The following is a 2,316-nucleotide window of genomic DNA, read 5'->3' as shown; positions in this document are numbered from 1 at the left end:
GTAAGCGTAACACCAACCACACCTGCGGTGTGATTGGTGTTGAGGATCAGTAAGGCAGGAGTTTCTGCAGTTGCTCGCTGTCAGTCACCTTAGGCAGCTCAGTCAGTAACCGGCACAGATAATCGTAAGGCTCTAGTCCATTGATTTTGGCGGTTTCAACCAGACTGTACAGCGCTGCGCTGGCCTTGGCACCGGATGTGGTGTTGGCAAACAGCCAGGCCTTACGTCCGATGACGAACGGTTTGATAGCGCGCTCGGCCCGGTTGTTGTCAATGGCCAGTCGGCCATCTTCCAGATACCGTTCAAGCTTCGGCCACTGGTTTTGGCTGTAGGTAATGGCTTTGCCAAGCAGGCTTTCTTTGGGTACGGTCTCTTTGGATTTCTCCAACCAGTCCCACAGCTGTTTTAGCAAGGGCTTGGCTCTTTCCTGCCGTTGTTGGTACTTGATGTCGGCACTTTGGGTTTTCAGCTCACTCTCCAGAGCGTACAGCTTTCGAATATGATTGATGGCCCAATCCGCTTTGCCGGTTTTGCCTTTTGCTTGCGCTTTTTGTGCTTCAACGAACTTGCGTCTGGCATGGGCCCAGCAACCGACTAAGGTGGCATCCGTTTGTTCGTACCCGGCATACCCATCCACCTGCAGGTAGCCGCTGTAGTTTGCCAGGTAAGCTTTAGGGTGGTCGCCACTGCGTCCATCCTGGTAATCAAACAGCACCAGTTTCGGGCCTGTCGATGACTCCTGGCCACAGCCGTACACCCACATGTAGCAGTTACTTTTGTCCACATCCAACACATTGACCGTGGTTTCGTCAGCCCAGAGTACAGGTTGCTTGAGTAACTCGGCTTTCATCAGCGCCAGTAGCGGCTCTAGTGTATCAGCACAGCGGATAAGCCAGCGGCTCATGGTCTGGCGACTCAGTTCGATACCCGCCTGCAGAAACAGCTTTTCCTGCCGGTACAGCGGCATGCCGTAGTGCATTTTTCCACTGATGATTTGAGCCAGCAGGCTCGGCGTGGCCATGCTTTTTGGGATAATTGCGGGTGGGACCTCTGCAATCTGGATGGCCACCTCAGTCTGCTCAGCCTCGCACTGGCGGCAGCTGTATTTGGGGCGGATGTTTTTCAGCACCCGGATTTGTGCCGGCACGAACTCCACCTGCTCACTGACTTCTTCGCCGATTTTATGCAGTGCATGGCCGCAGCAGGCGCAGGTTTTGTCGGCTATGTCGTGAATAACCTCGGCCCGCGGCAACTCGGCGGCAATGCGGGGGCGGCGTGGCTTGGCCGCTTGTTTGGTTGTGGATGCTTCGGGCTCTGCGTCGGTCAACTGCTCAGCTTCATTGAGCACTTCGCCTTCCCCTTCATAACTTTCACTGGAGGGGCTGAATTTCTTGTGCTGCTCAAGGTTATACTGCTCCAGCAACCGCTGCAGCTTGTCTTCCAACTGTTGGTTCACCCGCTCTAATTTGGCGATGCGCTTATCGCGCTCAAGCAGCATTTTCTTGAGCGCTTCGATGTCATCAGGCAGGTGTTTCGGTGTCTTTTTCATGGCCGCTATTGTACTGCCATGGCTGACTAAGTGCTTGTGCTGGTTTAGATTATTTTTAACACGATCATCCGAATTAATAACGGATCCGCATATCAGCCCACGCTCTGATACTGCAAGGGCTGATGGGGCGTCAGCTTTTGGATATCAATGCCTTGCAACAGCCAGTGCCACTGCTGCTCGCTGATGGACAACACTTTGCCCGGCATCAGGCGCGGCCAACGGAATTTGTCTTTTTCCAGGCGCTTGTACCACAGGCAAAAGCCGGTTCTATCCCAGTACAGTACTTTTAAACGGGTACGCTGCCGGTTGCAAAACACAAAAAGCGCACCGCTAAACGGTGAGAGCTGCATCTCTTGCTCAACCAACAGCGATAGGCCATTGATGGATTTGCGGAAGTCGACCGGTTGCTTGTGCAGGTAGATTTTGGGTGGGCCAATGAACATCTTCATGGTTACATGGCCCTGAGCAGTGCGGCCAGCCAGAGCGCATCGGTTCCGGCTGGCAGTTGCAGTTCGACATCGCGCTTTCTCAGGAGAATGGGCTCGGACAGCACCATGCCCTGAGGTGTCAGCTCGATAAACCCTGTGTTATCGTCGTGCTGCCAGGCAAGCAGTTGTCGTTTGCGGTAGCTGAAATAGCTCGGTTCAATGCCATGTTGTTTTGCAAACTCGGTTTGGGTTAAACCACTGGCTTTGTGCTGCTCAAACAGCGTTAACCATTGCTCGGTTGTTCTGCGGTTCATAACTGTCCCTGCTTGGTGAGTGGGG

3 protein-coding genes are annotated in these 2,316 nt (G+C 53.8%); all 3 read right to left on the bottom strand.

Annotation, left to right across the window (positions count from 1 at the left end; genetic code table 11):
- Window positions 1–46: 46 nt before the first annotated feature.
- The gene (gene tnpC / locus QWF21_RS17930) at window positions 47–1,549 is read right to left on the bottom strand and encodes an IS66 family transposase (protein WP_330089411.1); all 1,503 of its coding nucleotides are present in this window, start codon (window positions 1,547–1,549) and stop codon (window positions 47–49) included.
- A 92-nt stretch (window positions 1,550–1,641) separates the two neighbouring features.
- Complete coding sequence (tnpB, locus tag QWF21_RS17925) at window positions 1,642–1,998, bottom strand: IS66 family insertion sequence element accessory protein TnpB (RefSeq protein ID WP_330089410.1); 357 nt, start codon at window positions 1,996–1,998, stop codon at window positions 1,642–1,644.
- 2 nt (window positions 1,999–2,000) lie between these two features.
- A complete protein-coding gene (tnpA, locus tag QWF21_RS17920) occupies window positions 2,001–2,291 on the bottom strand; it encodes an IS66 family insertion sequence element accessory protein TnpA (protein ID WP_330089409.1) in 291 nt (96 codons plus the stop codon).
- Between the last annotated feature and the right edge of the window lie 25 nt (window positions 2,292–2,316).

The organism is Alkalimonas mucilaginosa (genome assembly GCF_036327005.1).
Classification (GTDB): domain Bacteria; phylum Pseudomonadota; class Gammaproteobacteria; order Enterobacterales; family Alteromonadaceae; genus Alkalimonas; species Alkalimonas mucilaginosa.
The sequence above is the reverse complement of the archived record's forward strand: the minus strand, read 5'-3'. Positions and strand labels throughout refer to the sequence as shown.

Bases quoted from the DNA above. Each gene is read 5' to 3' on its own strand.
- tnpC (WP_330089411.1), bottom strand. From the start codon at position 1,549: ATGAAAAAGACACCGAAACACCTGCCTGATGACATCGAAGCGCTCAAG.
- tnpB (WP_330089410.1), bottom strand. From the start codon at position 1,998: ATGAAGATGTTCATTGGCCCACCCAAAATCTACCTGCACAAGCAACCG.
- tnpA (WP_330089409.1), bottom strand. From the start codon at position 2,291: ATGAACCGCAGAACAACCGAGCAATGGTTAACGCTGTTTGAGCAGCAC.